The 17887-nt window shown below is 62.1% G+C and carries 12 protein-coding genes and 1 tRNA gene; 4 read left to right on the top strand and 9 right to left on the bottom strand.

The genetic code is table 11. From position 1 onward, the window contains the following. Positions 1-3 precede the first annotated feature (3 nt). On the top strand, positions 4-705 hold the full coding sequence (locus HAHE_RS13820; protein ID WP_338685223.1) for a hypothetical protein: 702 nt from the start codon (positions 4-6) through the stop codon (positions 703-705). A 390-nt stretch (positions 706-1095) separates the two neighbouring features. Here the strand turns inward: HAHE_RS13820 and HAHE_RS13815 are convergent, their stop codons facing one another. From HAHE_RS13815 to HAHE_RS13805, 3 genes are all read right to left on the bottom strand, one after another. Beyond that, complete coding sequence (locus HAHE_RS13815; RefSeq protein ID WP_338685222.1) at positions 1096-3555, bottom strand: Ig-like domain-containing protein; 2460 nt, start codon at positions 3553-3555, stop codon at positions 1096-1098. Positions 3556-3845: 290 nt separating this feature from the next. Beyond that, entirely contained in the window at positions 3846-7874 is a 4029-nt protein-coding gene (locus HAHE_RS13810; RefSeq protein ID WP_338685221.1) for a BNR-4 repeat-containing protein, read from the bottom strand. Between the two features lie 147 nt (positions 7875-8021). After that, a complete protein-coding gene (locus HAHE_RS13805) occupies positions 8022-8840 on the bottom strand; it encodes a PEP-CTERM sorting domain-containing protein (RefSeq protein ID WP_338685219.1) in 819 nt (272 codons plus the stop codon). Positions 8841-8874: 34 nt separating this feature from the next. Between HAHE_RS13805 and HAHE_RS13800 the strand changes: the two genes are divergently transcribed. Then, complete coding sequence (locus HAHE_RS13800) at positions 8875-10071, top strand: substrate-binding domain-containing protein (protein ID WP_338685217.1); 1197 nt, start codon at positions 8875-8877, stop codon at positions 10069-10071. A gap of 59 nt (positions 10072-10130) precedes the next feature. Here the strand turns inward: HAHE_RS13800 and HAHE_RS13795 are convergent, their stop codons facing one another. The 4 genes from HAHE_RS13795 to HAHE_RS13780 form a co-directional block, all read right to left on the bottom strand. Further along, positions 10131-10295, bottom strand: coding sequence for a hypothetical protein (locus HAHE_RS13795; protein ID WP_338685216.1), 165 nt, complete (start codon positions 10293-10295; stop codon positions 10131-10133). Positions 10296-10478: 183 nt separating this feature from the next. Continuing rightward, positions 10479-10570: transfer RNA gene (locus tag HAHE_RS13790), tRNA-Ser, on the bottom strand. 66 nt (positions 10571-10636) lie between these two features. Next, positions 10637-11497, bottom strand: a complete 861-nt coding sequence (purU, locus tag HAHE_RS13785; RefSeq protein WP_338685215.1) for a formyltetrahydrofolate deformylase — start codon at positions 11495-11497, stop codon at positions 10637-10639. A gap of 40 nt (positions 11498-11537) precedes the next feature. Further along, the gene (locus tag HAHE_RS13780) at positions 11538-12098 is read right to left on the bottom strand and encodes a hypothetical protein (protein ID WP_338685214.1); all 561 of its coding nucleotides are present in this window, start codon (positions 12096-12098) and stop codon (positions 11538-11540) included. A 129-nt stretch (positions 12099-12227) separates the two neighbouring features. Here HAHE_RS13780 and HAHE_RS13775 point away from each other — a divergent pair, with 129 nt between their 5' ends. Together HAHE_RS13775 and HAHE_RS13770 are read left to right on the top strand one after the other, a co-directional pair. Further along, positions 12228-12731, top strand: coding sequence for a glycine cleavage system protein R (locus tag HAHE_RS13775; RefSeq protein ID WP_338685213.1), 504 nt, complete (start codon positions 12228-12230; stop codon positions 12729-12731). Between the two features lie 84 nt (positions 12732-12815). Beyond that, complete coding sequence (locus tag HAHE_RS13770; protein WP_338685212.1) at positions 12816-13508, top strand: hypothetical protein; 693 nt, start codon at positions 12816-12818, stop codon at positions 13506-13508. 28 nt (positions 13509-13536) lie between these two features. Here HAHE_RS13770 and HAHE_RS13765 read toward each other — a convergent pair whose 3' ends face one another. Together HAHE_RS13765 and HAHE_RS13760 are read right to left on the bottom strand one after the other, a co-directional pair. Beyond that, positions 13537-15072 (bottom strand): arylsulfatase, encoded by a 1536-nt coding sequence (locus tag HAHE_RS13765; RefSeq protein WP_338685211.1) that lies wholly within the window; start codon positions 15070-15072, stop codon positions 13537-13539. A gap of 23 nt (positions 15073-15095) precedes the next feature. Continuing rightward, the gene (locus HAHE_RS13760; protein WP_338685210.1) at positions 15096-17813 is read right to left on the bottom strand and encodes a DUF1961 family protein; all 2718 of its coding nucleotides are present in this window, start codon (positions 17811-17813) and stop codon (positions 15096-15098) included. Positions 17814-17887: the final 74 nt, after the last annotated feature.

The raw sequence follows: 17887 nt of genomic DNA, 5'->3' as shown, positions 1-17887 counted from the left end.
ACCATGTCCGTCCGATTCCTCATCCTATTCCTCTGTCTCCACTCGGCACTGACGGCCGCCGCTCCGCGCGTTCTGGTGTGGGATGACAGCGTCGCCTCGCGGGAGCTCGCTTTGGCGCGCGGCCGCGAACAGGTGGAGCTTTCGAACCTCCACCCTTCCAAGAGAAGCGAGCCGATCCGGCTCAAGGGCACTGGCCCAATCTTCCTGAGAGCTCTCGACCGGAATTCGGAAGACGAAGGCCCGGTCCAGCGCGAATGCGCGATCAGCGAGTCCCTTGCCCATCCGCTATTGTTGCTAATGCCGGACGAGAAGGATGCCACCGGCATCCGCGTGGTCGTCTTCGAGGATGATCCGTCGGGATTTCAATGGGGCAGCTACCGGTTTCTCAACGCCACGCCGAAGACGCTCGCGCTCCGATTGGAAGACCGCGCCGAGAAGATACCCGGAGGGTGGAAGCCGGTCGACATCCGGCTCACCGGAGAAACTCGCGGGATCGGCGTGATGATCGCGCCGCTCGAGAACCTCAAGCGTCCCCATTACTCGGCCGTCTGGGAACACGAACCGGAAACCCGCACGCTGTGCTTTATCGTTCCCGGTACCGATCCGAGACTCGGCCCGATCGCGATCAAGGCCGTGCCGCAGAGCCGGAAGTCGTTCGAGCTGGAGTTGAAGCCGGAGGGAGCGGAGGCGAGCGCCGGAGAGTGAGTCGGTGCTGGCCCGGATGGGATCAGTTCGACCGGGCATTCGCCGCCGAAATCGAAGCCATCGCTCAACACTACCTCAACGAGATCCGGCGGGCCCGGTCATGGCCGCCCGCCGGCGCCTCGCCCTAGGGGATCAATCTTCACCTCAGTGAGGTCTGGAAATCCGTCGAGACGGCCACCGGCGAATCGGACCTCATCCGCCGCGATGGTTGGTCGAGCGCTTTGAGGCGGGGCGATTGAAGTGCCTGTGAAATTGAGAGCACCGCCCACCCTCGGAAAACCCAAAAACCGGAGGTGGACGACTTGTCTTACCGAACGGGTGTCGTCCCACCCACCGTCACAATTTCGAATCGGGCCATCTCAGGGAGCCCAACCCAAACGATCTCAACCTTCACGGGGTCGCAATGAGGCGACCGAAGAGTTTGCCTCCGGAAGCAACTGACGCATCGACGGTCGCGGTGACTCGGTGGAGAGGATCCACCGTCACCGTGTCGACCACGTAGCTCACGACTCCACCCGTATCGGTCCCGTTCTCATCCGGCACTACGTCGGTCGTCGCGGTCCATCCGGACAGCGTGTTGCTGTAAGCGACCTTGAGTTCCGCCCCGCCACGGTCGGCGACCGCCAGGCAGTCGAAGGTCATCTGCAGTCCTCCACCACCGTTCTCGCTGACGGTTGGCAGGGCGCTGTTTGCGTCGTCATCGGGATTGCCCACGCCGAGCAGGAAGGCGATGCCGTCCTGAACGCCATCTTCGTTGAGGTCGCCCTCGAAGGTGACCGCGCCCGGCAAGGTGCCGGATTCCGCCCAGAGGGTGAACGGGTCGGAGGTGCCGGCCGGGGCCCGCACCTCGAAGTTGTCGAATTCAGCCCCGTCGTTGGTCCAGTTCGAGAAGAGACCGATGTAATTCTCGTCCGTGCCGCTCCAAACGAAGTCACCCGACGCCACCGAGATCCCGTTGTTGAACACCTCGTAGTCGATTGTGGTGCCGGCGTCAAAGTCCGTCACGTTCGTGAACACAACCTCCAGCCTGTCGGGGTTCGCAAAGGCGAGGGGGGTGGTCGTTGTCACAACACCGTTCTCGAAGATCCGGAACTCTTCGGTTCCTGATCCATCGTATCCGATGCCGAAATCGGCGCCGCCAGGAGTGCCAGCAGTCCAACCCGAGAAGTCGGTTTCAGACCCGCCCACGACAATGCCCGCGTTCCGAGTGAATCCGCCGGTCTCGTCGTTCACGATGTCAACAGAGACCGTGAAAGTCTGAGCGGCAGTAATAACGGAATCGACAAAGTTGTGATCCACGTATGCCAATGCCCAATTGCCGCCGCCGCTACCGGCTTCGCCGATCTGGATTTCGTTGTTCAGGATTCGAGGATCATTCGCGCTGCTGGCGGTTTCGAGCCAGTCCAACGCCCCGAGGCTGCCGGACTTGCCGGAAGCCGAGGCGTTCAAGTCGGAGCCGTCGGGTCGGTTGAAAGTATCGGCGAAGAGAACATCCGGATCGAGTGCAGCGGTCGTGAACCGCCAGGTGACGGTGTCGCTGATCCCTGCAAAGGAGATTCCGGAGAGGTCGGTGAAGGCCCCGGCGGGGATGTTGACGTAGTAGGTCGTGCTGTTGGCGAGGTCGGCGGGCGGGTTGATCACCACGCCCCCCTCGGTGACCGACACGAGGCCGGAGTTCACGTCGATGCTGGTGATCACGCTGTCGTCACTGGCGAGGTGAATGGTGACATCGCCGGTGCCGACCTCGACATCCTCGTCGAAGTCCAAGGTCAGGTCGGAGCCGATGGTGACCTCGGTGGCGTCCGCCATGGGGCTCATGCCAGTCACCATCGGTGCGGTGTCGTCGGTGGTGAAGGTCCAGTTCGGAACGCTGGAAGTGAGGAGCCCGTCGTAGGCGTTGCCGGAGAGGTCCTCGATGGCGGAGGGGCTGATCTCGATCGAGTATTCCTCTCCCGTCGCGAGAGCCGTCGCCGGGGTGATGGTCAGCTCCGCGCCATCGACCGAGAGCGTTCCGTCGGGATCCGGGCCGGGGAGGGAAATGACCGTGTCGACAAAAGTGGTGAGATTCCTGATAGTGATCGTGCCGGCCGCGCCAAGGGCAATGGGTTCGTCGAAGGTCGCCACCAGATTCTGGGACGTCGGAACGTTGACCGCATCGTCGGCGGGGTTGGTTGACAACAGGGTCGGTTTCGTTGTGTCCAGCCCCCCGTTGCTGCGATCGAGGGAAAAGCTTTCGATATTACCGGAAATCGGGCCGTTCGAGGCGGCAAAGCCTACCGAGTCGATGGTTTCATCAAGCAGGACGGCGGTGCCGCGAATCTGGAAGAAACCCGAGCCGGTGTCGGCGAACCAGGTTGCCGTCCAGTTGCCGGCGCCGCCGGTGGTGTCCAACACGACGCGTAGGGCAAGGTTTCCACCGAATGTGGTGGCCGCGGAGGTCCAAGCGGCGCCATCGACGATTCCCGGATTCGAGCCCGCGCTGCCGTCACCGAGGAAGGAGGTGTTGTTCGCGGTGGCGCCAGCGCCCCGCTGGAACGTCCACGCCTTGCCGACGACATCACCGACGATGAACCGCGAATTCGTGCTGGTGGCAGGGCTCTGCCCCTCGGCAAAGCCGAAGGCCAGCCAATCCTGGGACGCCGGCGAGTTGGTCAGGCTTCCGAACGACGCTTCGAGGGTGTAAACGAACCCGTCGGTGGGGGTGAAGGCCAGCGTGGCACTTCCCGCTCCGGCATTCGTGACGTTGACGTCGCCGTTCGCATCGAACCCGGAAGCGGCCACCCAACTGCCCGTGCCGGTCTCGACGGCAGTACCATTCAAGTCACCCGTATCCCCGGTGAAATCATGCAAGAATAGGGTGTCGGCTCCGGCAAAGCTCGAGGCAAGAGTCAAGCAGGCGATTATTGCGAGCGTCTGTGATTTCATGCGGAAGAACCCTTCGTAAAGTCCGTTTACAGCACTAGCGGGTTTGGCTCGGGTCAAAGTATTTTGGCTCTGGATACCCCGACTGTTTTCAGGAGGTTTTCTGGCGACGCACCGGGATCAGTTGCAACCGGCAGGCCACCGGGTCGACTTGGCGGACAAGATCCTCGAGGAGTTCCGGATGGATCTGGAAAGGGTCACCCGATCAATCCCGCTGGTTACAGATCGTCGGTCGGAGCCTCGACCCGCTCCAGTTGCCAGAACCGCCTGGCTTCATTGGTCGGCCAAGAGCCGAGCTCGAGCCAGCTGCCATCGCCTGGAACACTCACCGCCGGCGGATTGCTGAAATCGAGATCGGTGCTGGTTCTCAGATCATAACGGAACCCGGTCCGAGTCCGCGCCGAAATCGTCGCCTGGCCCGGCACGCTGTCCCTGTCGATGCTCCACCGGATCGGGCTGTTGAAGTAGGCGCGGGCGTTCCACTCCAGGACCGACACGGGTGTCGAATTGTTCTGGGTGCCGTAGCTCACGCCCATGCCGGGCATCTTCTGGTAAAGCATCTGCAGCACGCCATCACGCTTCCATCGCTCCTCATCGTAGGTGGGCTCCCAGTCCCCGAGGATCTCACTCGTGAGGTTCATGCGGGTCCAGTGCAGGCGGTCGGGGTCCTGTGCCAACGGCAGCGAAAAAACCACCGTGATCCCATCGAAGCGGTTGTCGTGGTAAAGGACGATGATGCGGTCATCCGCATCGGTGAGGACGATCGGGCGGGCCATCTTGCTGGAACCCAGCTGGCCCTCCGAATACTTGGTGGCCGGATTGTCAATGTCCCGCGCGGACACGGTGCGCTGATGCCAGTCGGCACCGTCGTGGAAGAAGATGTGATATTGCCGGGTGTGGTCGCCCGTTGCGGCATCGTCAGCCCACCAGTTGGCGATGATCGGACGGCCGGCACTGTCGGTGGTCATGCCGGACTCGTTCATGATGCTGTGTCCCTCGGGGAGATCCTTGACGATTTCCGGCACATGGGCCGCACCCAGGCTCTGGAACCAGTCCGCCTCCACCACTGGCAGCTCGATGACACTGCCGTCGGAGCGCTGCCAACTCGTCCCGCCATCGGGCGAGCGGAGATAGACGTAGCGGTGGTTGGTCTGGTAACCGCCTTCCCCGGCGAGCGAGTCGCCATTGTAACGGAAGACACCCGCCATGTGGAGCATTCCGTCGGGGCCTAGCGTCAGGCGGTCGGGATAGAAGCAATTGTCCGGTGAGTCGCCCCGGCCGAGCATCAGCGGCTGCTGGGTCCCGCTGCCGTTGGCGTGAGTCGGCGCCCAGGTGCCGGTGTCGATGTCGTAGCGATTCAGGTACCAGTCACCATTGCCCGAACCACCCTCGCGGTAGAGGAACACGACATCACCATCCGGCAGCGTCTGGAACTTCGGATAGGTGATGCCGCCCTCTTGCCCGGTCATCCCGGCAGTGCCGAGGCTGGTCATGTTGATGGGAGCGGTGCCCGTCACCGGGGCGTCGCTCCTGGCGTAGAGCAGCGGGTGGACATGCACACCCCAAGCCATGTGGAGAAAACCGTCGCCATCGATCGCGCAGCTGATGACGTTGTGGGTGTCGTTGATGTTGAACGAGACGAAATCGGTGGAGAAGATCTCCCACTGGGATTGACCAAGCGTCCGGCGTCCCACCACCACCGTGTTGTTGTCGGGATGGCCCGGATCGGTCGCGTGTCGGCGGTAGTAGCTGATGAACTGCTGGTCGCCGACCGTTATGAGGTTGTTCTGGGCGAAGGCGATGGAGTTGATCGCCGAGCCGGCATAGCCGTTCTCGTCTGTGTTTTCATTGCCGTCGGTGACGGGAATGAAGGACACTAGGGGAAAGTCCATCGCATCGGTGGGGTCGGTGCCGGCATTCAGCTCGGCGAGGTTGCCGATCCCGTCGCCATCGAAGTCATCCAGCGGCCCCTGGCCGAGGTCTCCGAAAAGCGATTCCTCGAGCGCGTCGTCGAGTCCGTCAGCGTCCGTGTCCTCCGGATTGGAGAGACCGTTGGCCGGATCGGTCCCGGCAGTGAGTTCCTCGGCGGTGGTGAAACCGTCACCGTCGGGGTCGTCGGTGGGGCCGTAGGCGGTCGTGCCGAAGGTGGCGAGTTCCCAGGCGTCCTGATAGCCGTCCCGGTCCGCATCCAGCGGCGTGTGGGTGATGTCGTTCGGGTCGGTGCCGGCCGATTCCTCGGCCTCGTTGTCGAAGGTGTCTCCATCCGGGTCGTCGGTGCCGTCGAACTTGGCGAGGATCACCACCTCCGTTTCACCCGGGCTCTCCCGAAAATGGAGAACCTCCCACGGATCCGCCAAGCCATCGCCATCGGTGTCCGGCGCCAGGAACAGGAACTCTTCGGCAGCGCGGGCGATGCTGCTGATGCGCACCTCGTCGATGCGACCCTCGAGGTTGTCGGATGGGCTGCGGTACTCCTGACCGACGCCGAAGGAGGTCGCCACCCCACCGAGATCCGAGGCCATGCTGCTCGAAGCGATCTCGTTGGCCTCGGTGTGCACGGGATCGACGCGCGTCCAGAACAGCTTGATGTTGTCCGCCGTGCCGGCATTGCCGTCATACGCCACGGCAACATGGAACCACTCGCCCGAGACGAAGGCGTGGTCGCCCGTGGTCGGGATGGCCGCAGCGACCGATTGAGCTCCGGCGGCGACGTTGATGAACTGCAGCTCTCCGCTGTTGATCCGGAACTGGAAAGGTCGGTCCCCTGCGTCACTGCTGGCATTCTCCATAGTGATGATCTGCTGGAGATCCGTGACGTTCGAGATGTTGATCAGGGCCTCGAAGGTGAAGGCACCATCCGGCCCGGTGACATCCGTCACCGGAATCACCGATCCTTGGAAACCTGCGTCCGAAGCCGCACTCGCATCGCCGGCGGTGCCGAAATCCGCATGGGCCGTCGAACCGAGAACCGCACCGGAAGAAGGCATCAGACTGAAGCTGCCGACCACGCCCGCTGCGGGGGTGGCTGGACCCGGATCGACCTCGTCCAAATGCCAGAGGTGAAGGGTGCCGGCATCATGGGCGTATGGGGTAAGTGTGCCACTGGAAGCGGACCCGGTGGCGAAAGTCCAGTTCGGAACGCTGGAAGTGAGGAGTCCATCATAGGTGTTGCCAGAAAGGTCCTCGATGGCGGAGGGGCTGATTTCGATTGAGTATTCCTCTCCCGCGGCAAGAGCCGCCGCGGGGGTAATGGTCAGCTCTGCTCCGACGACCGAAAGGGTTCCGTCGGGATCGGGGCCGGGCAGGGAAATGACCGTGTCGGAGGGGGTGGTGAGATTCTTGATGGTGACCGTGCCGGTGGCGCCAAGGGCAATCGGTTCGTCGAAGGCCGCCACCAGGTTCTGGGACGTTGGAAAGTTGAGCGAATCGTCCGCCGGGTTCGTCGACAACAGGGTCGGTTTCGTTGTATCCAGTGCGCCACCCGTGCGAGTCAGCGAGAAACTGTTGATATTGCCGGAAACCAACCCACTTGAAGCGGCGATGCCCACCGAGTCGATGTTCTCATCAAGAAGCGTCTCAGTTGCGCGGATCACACTGAAGCCCGAGCCTGTATCGGCCAGCCAGGTCGCGGTCCAGGCTCCCGCACCCGCTGTCGTGTCCAAAACGATGCGAAGGTCCAGATTGCCGCCGTAGGTCCCCAGGCCCCAGCCTGCCCCATCGACAAGACCCGGATTCGATCCAGCCGTCGCGTCGCCAAGAAAAGCTTGATTATCGAAGGTTCCGGATGCGCCGCTCCCCCGATTGAAAGTCCAGGCTAGGCCGATGACATCTCCGTTGATGAATCGATTATTACTACTCGTTGCAGTTGACTGTCCCGCTGCAAAGCCCAGCCCCAACCAGGATTCATCACCGGTGCTGCCGGGATCCGGAGCCGTGGTGACATTGCCGAACGATACTTCCAGAGTGTAGACGAAGCCGTCCATAGGCGTGAAGGCCAGTGTGGCGGTTCCGCCACTGCTACTGCCACCCACCGCATCGGTGATGTTGGCATCGCCGTTGGCATCAAACAGGCTGGATGCTACCCATGTCGCACCACCGGTCGTTGTATCCGGCGTCGTACCGTTCAGATCACCCGTGCCGCCGCTGAAGGCGTGGGAGAACACCGTCGTTACCTGCGCGGACGAAATGCCCGCGCCGAAGAACGCAAAAAGAAGCGAGCACCCAAGAAGCAGCCGGCGGACGGACATGATGATTTCAAGTAGAGAGGTCAAATGACGGCGGGAAATCTGCGCGAATCGGGTGCCCCCCGCAACTGAACGCTGAACCGCACAAGGAACCCCTGTGCCCGATCGAAAATGCGATCACCCGGAACATCAATTGGGCTCGGAAGTGACCTAGCGCCGACGGCGGGCCACCACCGCCAACCCCGCCAACCCGACCAGAACCAGTGCCGAGGGCTCGGGCACGGAGGTCAGCGAGAAACTGTTGATATTGCCGGAAACCAACCCACTTGAAGCGGCGATGCCCACCGAGTCGATGTTCTCATCAAGAAGCGTCTCAGTTGCGCGGATCACACTGAAGCCCGAGCCTGTATCGGCCAGCCAGGTCGCGGTCCAGGCTCCCGCACCCGCTGTCGTGTCCAAAACGATGCGAAGGTCCAGATTGCCGCCGTAGGTCCCCAGGCCCCAGCCTGCCCCATCGACAAGACCCGGATTCGATCCAGCCGTCGCGTCGCCAAGAAAAGCTTGATTATCGAAGGTTCCGGATGCGCCGCTCCCCCGATTGAAAGTCCAGGCTAGGCCGATGACATCTCCGTTGATGAATCGATTATTACTACTCGTTGCAGTTGACTGTCCCGCTGCAAAGCCCAGCCCCAACCAGGATTCATCACCGGTGCTGCCGGGATCCGGAGCCGTGGTGACATTGCCGAACGATACTTCCAGAGTGTAGACGAAGCCGTCCATAGGCGTGAAGGCCAGTGTGGCGGTTCCGCCACTGCTACTGCCACCCACCGCATCGGTGATGTTGGCATCGCCGTTGGCATCAAACAGGCTGGATGCTACCCATGTCGCACCACCGGTCGTTGTATCCGGCGTCGTACCGTTCAGATCACCCGTGCCGCCGCTGAAGTCATCCGAGAATATGGTGGCAGCCCCAGCAAAACTCGTGGCAAGTGCCAAGCTCGCGAACATCGGGAGAATTTGTGATTTCATGCAAGATGGATCTTTTTCTTGAACTGCGGGCAATTTGGGAACGGCTCCTGACCTGCGTCAAGGGTTTCCAAGTCTGGGGACCCCGACTGTTTTCAGGAGGTTTTCTGGCTTTCTGCTGGACGTAGCAAGCGGATCAACAAAACGTCGAATTGCCATGCTCCAGGTGCTCACAGCCTCCGACCAGGTCGCGCAGCACCTGCGCGATGAAATCGCCCGAGGAACCTGGAAAGATGTCATGCCCGGAAGTGACCGCTTGGCGAGGGAGCTGGGAGTGGGTCGCAACACGATCGATGCCGCCTTGCTCATCTTGGAGCAGGAAGGCTCGCTGGAGAAACAGGGGACCGGGCGTCGACGACGGATCCTGCAGGTTCACAAGTTGGATGCACCCGGGCTGGCGATGCATGTGTTGCCCTACGATCGGGGGGACATCGGCGGCAGCTTTCTGGCTACACTCTGGAACCAGCTCCAACTGGCAGGCCACCGGGTCGACCTGGCGGACAAGACCCTCGAGGAGTTGCGGATGGATCCCAAGAGGGTGGCCAGGATGGTGGAGCGGACTGGCGCCGACAACTGGATCGTTGGTGGTGGTTCGCTCGAGGTGTTGCGCTGGTTTTCTGAGCAGGACCTGAACACCTTCGCGGTTTGCGGCCGCTATTCCACGTTGAGGATAGCGGGTGCGTCCCCTGACAAGACCAAGGCGATCGCCCGTTGCGTCGAGCGGCTGACAGAACTCGGTCATAACCGCATCATGCTTCTGTCCCGGGAGGATCGGCGCAAACCGCACCCCGGGCCGATGGAGCGGGCTTTTCTCGATGCCCTCGAAAGCAACGGCATCCAACCCAGTGATTACCACTTCCCGGATTGGGGCAATGAACAGGCGGACTTTTTCCGCTGCCTGAACTCCATCTTCCGCTACACGCCGCCAACCGCTTTGATTCTCGACGGAAGCTATCTGTATACCGCCACGGAGCGCCATCTGGCCCAGAAGGGCATCCTCGCACCGCGTGATATTTCCCTGGTCAGCACGGATTACAATGCGGATGCCTTCTACTGGTCGGAGCCGCAGATTTCCCACATCAGCCATCAGTGGACCCCGGTGGCCCGTCGCGTCGTCAATTGGGCATCAAGGTTGGCACGCGGTCAGAAGGACCTGAGAAAGACCATGACGAAGGCCAGATTCATCGAGGGGGGAACCATTGGGCCGAAGCCAGGCCGCGTCCGACCGATCTGAAAACGAGGACTCAGCCCCCCGGCCTGACCGCCCGTGGCGGGGTTCGAACCACCGCGATCTCACCGTCGGCCCCGCAGCTTCCGCCACAGCCCGATCAGCGAGAGCACGCAGACCGCGAGGTTAACGATCAGGGAAAGGATCCGCAGGTGCCACTCGATCTGCTCACAGCGATCTTGATCGGTGCCGTCGATCTGGCAGACGAGGGACTGATGGGCAGTCCGCATGGTCACCCCGACGGGGTGGGTTCAATCCCCGGAAATGCGCGGCAGAATCCCGCCCAATTTCCAACGCATTTCCAACAAAGCGACCGTACACGATGGGCGACTATGCGGGACGTCCAGGAACCCGAAGAGCACCAAGTCCCATGAGCAAGCAAACAGTGGCAAAACCTGTCACAACCAAAAGGATGGCGGAGAGAGTGGGATTCGAACCCACGGTAGGTTTAACCCTACGCACGATTTCGAGTCGTGTGCCTTAAACCGGACTCAGCCATCTCTCCTTTGAGCCGCTGGGCGGGGCGCGGTTTTTAGCAGCATCGCACCCCTTGTAAAGCCCCCGATTGCGCTCAATCGGGAAACACGATCGCGCGATGACCGTCGATGATCGTCCGGTCGTTCACATGGTAGCGGATTCCACGCGCCAAAGCCCCGCGCTCACAGTCGCGCCCGAGCCGCACGAGGTCCTGCGGCGAGTGGAAATGCTGCACCCTCTCGACCTGCTGCTCGACGATCGGACCGGCATCGAGCTCGCCGGTCACATAGTGGCAGGTCGCCCCGATCAGCTTCACCCCACGCTCATACGCCTGGCGGTAGGGATTCGCGCCGATGAAGGCCGGGAGGAAACTGTGATGGATGTTCAGGATCCGCCCGTCGAAGGCCCGGCAGAAGTCGTCAGGCAGGATCTGCATGAAGCGAGCCAGTACCACCAGCTCGACCCCCTGCGCCTCCAGAAGCTCGCGGATCTCCGTGAAGCCCTGCTTCTTCCGCTCGCCCTCCATCTCGATCCGGTGAAACGGCAGACCGGCCTGCTCGGCGATCGAACGACAGGTGTCGCGGTTGCCGATGACCGAGGTGATCTCGACCGGCATCTCGCCGAGCTCCGCCCGCCACAGGATCTCGCGCAGGCAGTGATCGGTCTTCGTCACGAGCACCGCGGTGCGCATCCGGTAGGGCAGCCGGCGGAAGTGCCAGACGGCGTGCAGCGCCCGACCCAGCGTTCCGAAACCCTCGATGAAGTCATCGACGTCCACTTCCAACCCGCCGGTCTCGATTTCCAACCGGGCGAAGAAGCGCCCGCTGAGCTTGTCGGTGAACTGCGCGAATTCGACCAGATTGCCGGAGTAACCGGAAACGTAGCCGGAAATCTTCGCGACGATGCCCGACTGGTCGGGGCAGCTCAGCTTGAGAATCAGTCCGGGACGGGCCATGCGGCACGGATTCAGCCCGACACCCGGGCCCAAATCAACCTCAAGGCATGCCAGCCTCGGGATCGGTCGCCGCCAAGGCCGCCTTGCCGTGGAGCGCCGATGCCGGACGCTCCGACTTTTCGGCATGCTCGACCGGCGAGCCCGCCGGCTCACGCGTGGCGAGCTTGAACAACACGCCGCCAATGATCATCGCAAGGAGCACGACTCCCATCGCCATCACCCACATGCGCTCGGCAGCTGGATACCGGCCGAACTCCCCTTCCCGGGTCGAACGTGGAACCGGTGCGGCCGCGCGACGGGGTTCGGCCATCGCCGGATGCGGACCACGGGGCTCGAAGGACTTGGCAGGCGCCTCGTCGTAGAACTCATCCGAGGAAAGCGAAACGAAGGGCGAGGCGTCGCCGACGTCGGCGCGACCCGCGAAACCGTGGCGCGAACCCCCGAATTTCGGATCGCAGCGGTTGACCGACAGGGGGCCGACCAGCAACTGCTTTACCGCAGCCTCGCTGACGAAATCACCGAGATCCCGGGATTTGGACGCAGCGCCCTCTTCTTTGCCGGGGGCGACCGGCAGGGGCTTGAGGTTGTCCGGGAGGATCATGAATTCACCTTTGCGTTGGAGATAACGTTTACTTTACGTGAACGTCAATGATCAATTTATCTTAAATATCCTTTCGGCCACCCGAGAAAATGCCTGACGGCCCCGGTCGCGCCGTGGTTGATAAAGGGCATGAACACTTGCGTGGTAATGACCGTGCTGGCGCCGGACCGCACCGGCATCGTCCAAACCCTTTCCCAGACGGTGGCCGACCACAGCGGCAACTGGCTCGAAAGCCGGATGGCCCGGATGGCCGGACACTTCGCCGGCATCCTGCGGGTCGAGTGCCCGGAAGCGAACGCCGCCGCCCTGATCGCCGCGCTTGAGGCCCTTGAGGGCATGTCGATCCAGACCCGTCAGGAAGACTCGGATCCGGACGAAACCCGCCACCTGCTGAAACTCGACGTCGTCGGCAACGACCGGCCCGGCATCGTCCGCGCGCTATCGGGAGCCATCGCCGCGACCGGCGCGAATCTCGAGGAGTTGCAGACCACCCTCGAAAGCGCCCCGATGGCCGGCCATCCGATCTTCCACGCCAAAGGAATCGCATCCCTGCCCGAAGGCCTCGCCCCGGGCGCGCTCACCGAGGCGATCGAGGATCTCGGCCCCGACCTCGCCGTGACGGTCGAGGAGTGACCCTGTCCGGCCTCATCCGGGTGCCCTCAGCCCAGGTTCAGCCAGTTTCACAACCCGGACACACTCGATACTCGCGACGCCCAGATGCAAACTCGAGCACGATGGATCGCCGCCGCTGCCCTGATCATCGGCTTGGGTCTCTTGCTCCGTCTCCGCCGGGAAGAGAGCGATCACCGGACGCACGAAACGAGTTCGATCGGAGCGGAAAAGAATGAAGCCGCACACGTCGTCGCCGCTACCGCTCTGGCTCCGAAGATCGCAAGCAAGGAGCCGGCGCGCATCATCGAGAGTCTTATGACGCGCTACCTCGAAGACGAGTTCGCGCGCTCGAAGCGAGTCTCGGAACTGCACCTTGAAGACAAACGCCGCCTGTCGTTCATTATCTCCGACCAAGACCAGCAGCACTCCCGATGGCTGGAAGAAGCCGCTTCAGCCGTTGCGGAACTTCGAGAGGCTGACCGACTGGAAGTCATCGATCGGTTTTCGTCACACCTCGATCGACTCGTCGGAGAAACAGGAAAGTCGAAATTCGTCTACGTCTCAATCACCCTGCCACTGGAAGGTCGAAACGAACCCGCCGAAGTGAGGTTCTCCGAAGCTCGATTCGATTCCCTCGATCAACTGAGATGGGTCAATCCTGATCACTGCTACGTCTCCGAGACCAGTGGCATCACAACTTCGATCGCAGGAGGTGACGATCATCCACAGGCTGACGGAGAGTGGAGATACCGATACATGGTCGCCAACTTTGACCGCATGCCCCCGCTCCGCGATTGAGTCGCCCAGCCATTGGTAACGCGCCGACCTACTTCCGCTTGCCGCCGACCTCGGTCATCCACGCCTTCCAGCGGGACTGCAGGGCGGCCAGCTCCTTCGGCTTCTCTTCCGCCAAGTCGTCACTCTCGTTCGTGTCGGTCGAAAGGTCGTAGAGCTCCCAGTTGCTTTTGCCCCAGAACACGGCCTTGAGGTCGCCATCGCGGACGGCACCGCCGGACGACCATTGCCAGAAAATCGGCGACTCGCGCTTCAGCGATCCACCGGTGAAGGCAGGCAAGAGACTGGTTCCCTGCATCGGCGGTATCTCCGCAGCCCAGTTCTCCGGCGGATAGGTCGCCCCGGCCAGCGAGGCGAGTGTCGGCATGACATCGATCATGTGTCCGGGCTCCGCGCAATAGCCGCCCGTCGTCTTGATCGTTGCCGGCCAGCTCACGATCAAGGGCGTGCGGATGCCTCCTTCGTGACTGAAATTCTTCCACTTCCGCAGCGGCGTGTTCTGAACCGTCGCCCAGTCTTTGCCGACCGTCTCGTAGCTCGCCACGGTTCCAAAATCCTCGAGCTTGTTCGACTTGGTCTTCGCGCCGGCCCCTTCCGCGCATGCGCCGTTGTCCGAGGCGAAGAAGATCAGCGTGTTGTCGCGCTTTCCCTGCTTCTCCAGTTTAGCGAGCACCTTGCCGAGGTTCTGATCCACCCGGTCGAGCATCGCGGCATAAATCTCCATCCGGCGGATCTCCTTCTGGCGCTCGGCGTCATCGAGCTTCTCCCAGTCACGACCATCCCACTCCAGCAGCGGACTCTTGGCGGGATCGATCAGCCCCATATCGACCATCCGTTTGAAGCGCGCCTCCCGGATCGCTTCATAGCCCGCGTCGTACTTGCCACGATACTTCGCGATGTCCTCCGGCCACGCGTGCAGCGGGTAGTGGGGCGCCGTGTAGGAGAGGTAGAGAAAGAACGGCTGGCTCTCGAGTTCCTTCTCGTCCAGCCAAGCGAGGGCGCGACCGGTGAAGGCATCGGTGGTGTAGAAATTCGGATCCTCCGGCGTGTACGGCTGGTAAGTCCGGTCGTCATCGCACCATGCCCGCTTGCGCCCCTTGTTACCGGGGGCCGGTTCACCGTCACGCTGTACGCCCGGGTTCCAGAAGTTGCAGGCACCGTCGCGCAGACCGTAGTAGTGGTCGAAGCCCCGCTCGCGCAGGTTTTCGGTGCCGTGATGCTTCCCCGAGGCGAGCGTCCGGTAGCCCGCCGGGCGAAGCACTTCGCCGATCGTCGCCGCGTTCTTGATCTTTCCCGGTCCCATCATCCCACACTGCTGGGCGTAGAGCCCGGTCAGCAGGCAGGCCCGCGTGGTGTTGCATTTCGCGGTGTTGTAGAAACGGGTGAATCGCAGGCCGTTCTCGGCCAGCGAGTCGATGTTCGGCGTCGAGATCTCACTGCCGTAGCATCCGAGGTCCGACCACCCCATGTCGTCGACGAGCACGAAGATGATGTTCGGCTTCTCCGCGGCATGAGCGGAAGCCGTGAAGGCGAGCAAGATGGAGCAAAGGGAGGCTTTGAGTTTCATGATCTTGAAGGATGTCCGGGGTCTTACCGGGCAGGTTGGGTTTTGACCGGGATGCTGACCCGAAAATTCCGGTAGCGGGCCGAGCGGGTGAACATGTGACGGAGTCCGATCCGCCCCTCGGTGATTCCCGGCAGGTTCCGATTCCCCAGCCGGCAGAAGAACACCTGGTCGGGATTCTCGATCCGCATGAAGAGGTCGCGCTCGTGTTTGATCACGGCGATGCGGTGCGGAACGTTCGGTTCGAAGAGCTCGGTGGACACATACTCCGGAGACAACTCGGTGCCCTTGAGCCCGCCCTTCGAAGGCATGTAGCGACGGCCGCGAATGTAGGACTCGGTCGCGTTTCCGGAATTGTCGAAGGCGGCGTAACTGATGTGGTAGGTATTCAGGTTGTTGAAGTAGGTCTTCATCGCCGGAACCTTCCGGATCTCGTTCCACTTGAAGAGGTCCTTGTCGAAAGGCCCCTCCCCGCTTCCGGTCGCCTGCACGTAGAGGATGTTGACGCATCGGTTCTCATCATCGAGCCGCGTGTAGTCGTACTCGATCCTGATGTCGCCCTCGAAGCTCTCCCGCGTCCACAGCACCATGTGATGGGCATCATTGCGGAACTCCGGACCTGCCGTCAGCGTCATTCCCTCCGGCCCGGTCGAGACCTTTCCGACTTCCCCGTCCAGCAGCCACCGCTCCTTCCAGTCGCCGGTGCACGGGTCCGCGAAAACCTGCTTCCACTCGCCCTTCGCCGCTTTCTCGAAGGCCGTCGCTTCCTCGGGATTCACGACCTTCTTCGACACCGCACTTCCACGCGCGGCGACTCTGTTGAAATCCAGCACCTTCTCGCGATCTCCCTTCCGGATCGTCACCACACCGCTGTCCCATTCGGACTCAAGGAAGGGGCTGTCGAAGAGTTTCGCCGGGGCGTAGTCGACCGGCTGGCCGTTGATCGTGGGAACGGACTTCTGCCCGGAGTCGAAGCCGATCTCATCGCCATACACCGAAGTGTAGCGAAGCACGGTCCCGTCCATTTCCAGAGGGCACGAAGCGACCTTCGCTTGGAAAGCCTCGAAGTCCTCCACCTCACCCTTGGCCATTACTTCGACAATCACCGGAGCAAACTCATCCTTGAGAAGCATCGTGGCGTTCTCAGGCACCGACCGGTTTCCCTCGAACATGTCTTCCGCCCACCGGAAACCTCCCTTCGCCACCCGAATTGCGGCGTAGGCCCCTTCCGCCTCCACGAACACGATGCCGTCCTTCTCGACCGGCTTGCCGAGCCCGGCTTTTGAGATCCAGACAATCATCTCCTCACCACCCTTGTGGCCCTTCAGCTTCTGGGTGATCAGCGTGCCTTTGCGCTGCACCGACCAGAAGGCGTTCATCGCGACGCGGTTGTCCTTCGGCCGGACGATCGGGACGATGCGTGGCGCGCCTTCGCCGGAAAAAACCACGCCCTGCCAGCGGTTCTGCGAACTGATTGCGGCCCAGTCCTGCAGCGGCCGGGCTTCGGTCATCGGCGTGCCCATGATGAACGCCGGATCGCAGTAGCTGTAGCGGAGGATGCCGCCACCATCCGTCCGCATCCGCGTCGGGACTTTCGTCACGGCGGTTTTCAATGGCTTGCCGGTCACGCCGAGACCTTGGGCACGCTGGCGCACTTCGAAGCGACCGCGGCCCTCGACGTCGCAGGCGATGTCGGCCACCACCGCGGGAGGACGGTAATCGCTTAGCGCGGCATTGATGTCATGGCCGTTCACCTCCGGTTGTTCGCCGATCCCGAAACACAGCCACGCAAGCGGAGCCATGCCGTGAGCCGGATCGTGCTTCAGCCCTTTCTCAAAATAGACGCGCGAACGTCCCCCACCCTGCACTCCATCGATCTGCTCCTCGGCCCAGTAGGCGAAGTAGAGGTCGAGCAGCATCGCTGCCGACTGCCTGACTACCGGATCACCGAAGTCATGGAAGTTATAGAATCCCTTGATCAGGGTGCTGTTGTAGCCGTCGCACATCATCTCGATGCAGAGCCCCTTGCGCGCCCGCTCGAGGCAGTAGGCGATGAAGTAATCGTTCCAAGCTTCGAAGTGATCCACCGCTTTGGCACCGTCGTTGTACTTGAGCTCCGCATACTCCGGCCGGCCCTTCGCGATTCTCGAGAACTGCCAGCAGACCGTGAACATCATCGCGTGGTGGTTCTCGGAAAGATAGATGTCCCAGGTTTGGCTCTTCCCGGTCTCGGCCTTCTCCAACCACGAGACCTTCCGCACGTATTCCCAGATCGGCTTCAGCGCGATGGCCTCGGTTTCGGCCGTGATCCGGCCCGGATGCGCTTTACCGTTCGGGCCATACATCTCAATCAACCGCATCACCACGTCGGCATGCCAATGGAAGCTGTCGCGATCATTGATATCGAGAGGATGATCGAGGTAATGCCGCGCGTTCTCGACCAGCGCCGCATTCGCCTCATCCAGCATCTCGTCGAGGTACAGGCACCGGGCCGCAAAGCCGACCATCGAGTAAGAGTAAGCGCGGACATAGTTGCCTCGTCCGGGGGACAGCGGCGGGTTCTTCTTTGCCCGCTTCAGCCGCTTGCCCGACTCGGCCCGGAAGTATGCCTCCACCCGCCCGTCGATTCCCGCAATCACCTGCTCCGGATCCGGCGACGCCGCCCGTGCGACGACCACCTGCACGACGGCAACGAAGAGCGCAATCACACGCTCCCGATTGCTTCGTCCTCCTTTGGTCAGCATCGATCCAGACATCCCGCCTATTACGGGCCTATGCTCCGCGGCTTACGACCTTTCCTTCACCATCGGCACACCGA

This window comes from Haloferula helveola (genome assembly GCF_037076345.1).
In the GTDB taxonomy this organism is placed as follows: domain Bacteria; phylum Verrucomicrobiota; class Verrucomicrobiia; order Verrucomicrobiales; family Akkermansiaceae; genus Haloferula; species Haloferula helveola.
The sequence above is the reverse complement of the archived record's forward strand: the minus strand, read 5'-3'. Positions and strand labels throughout refer to the sequence as shown.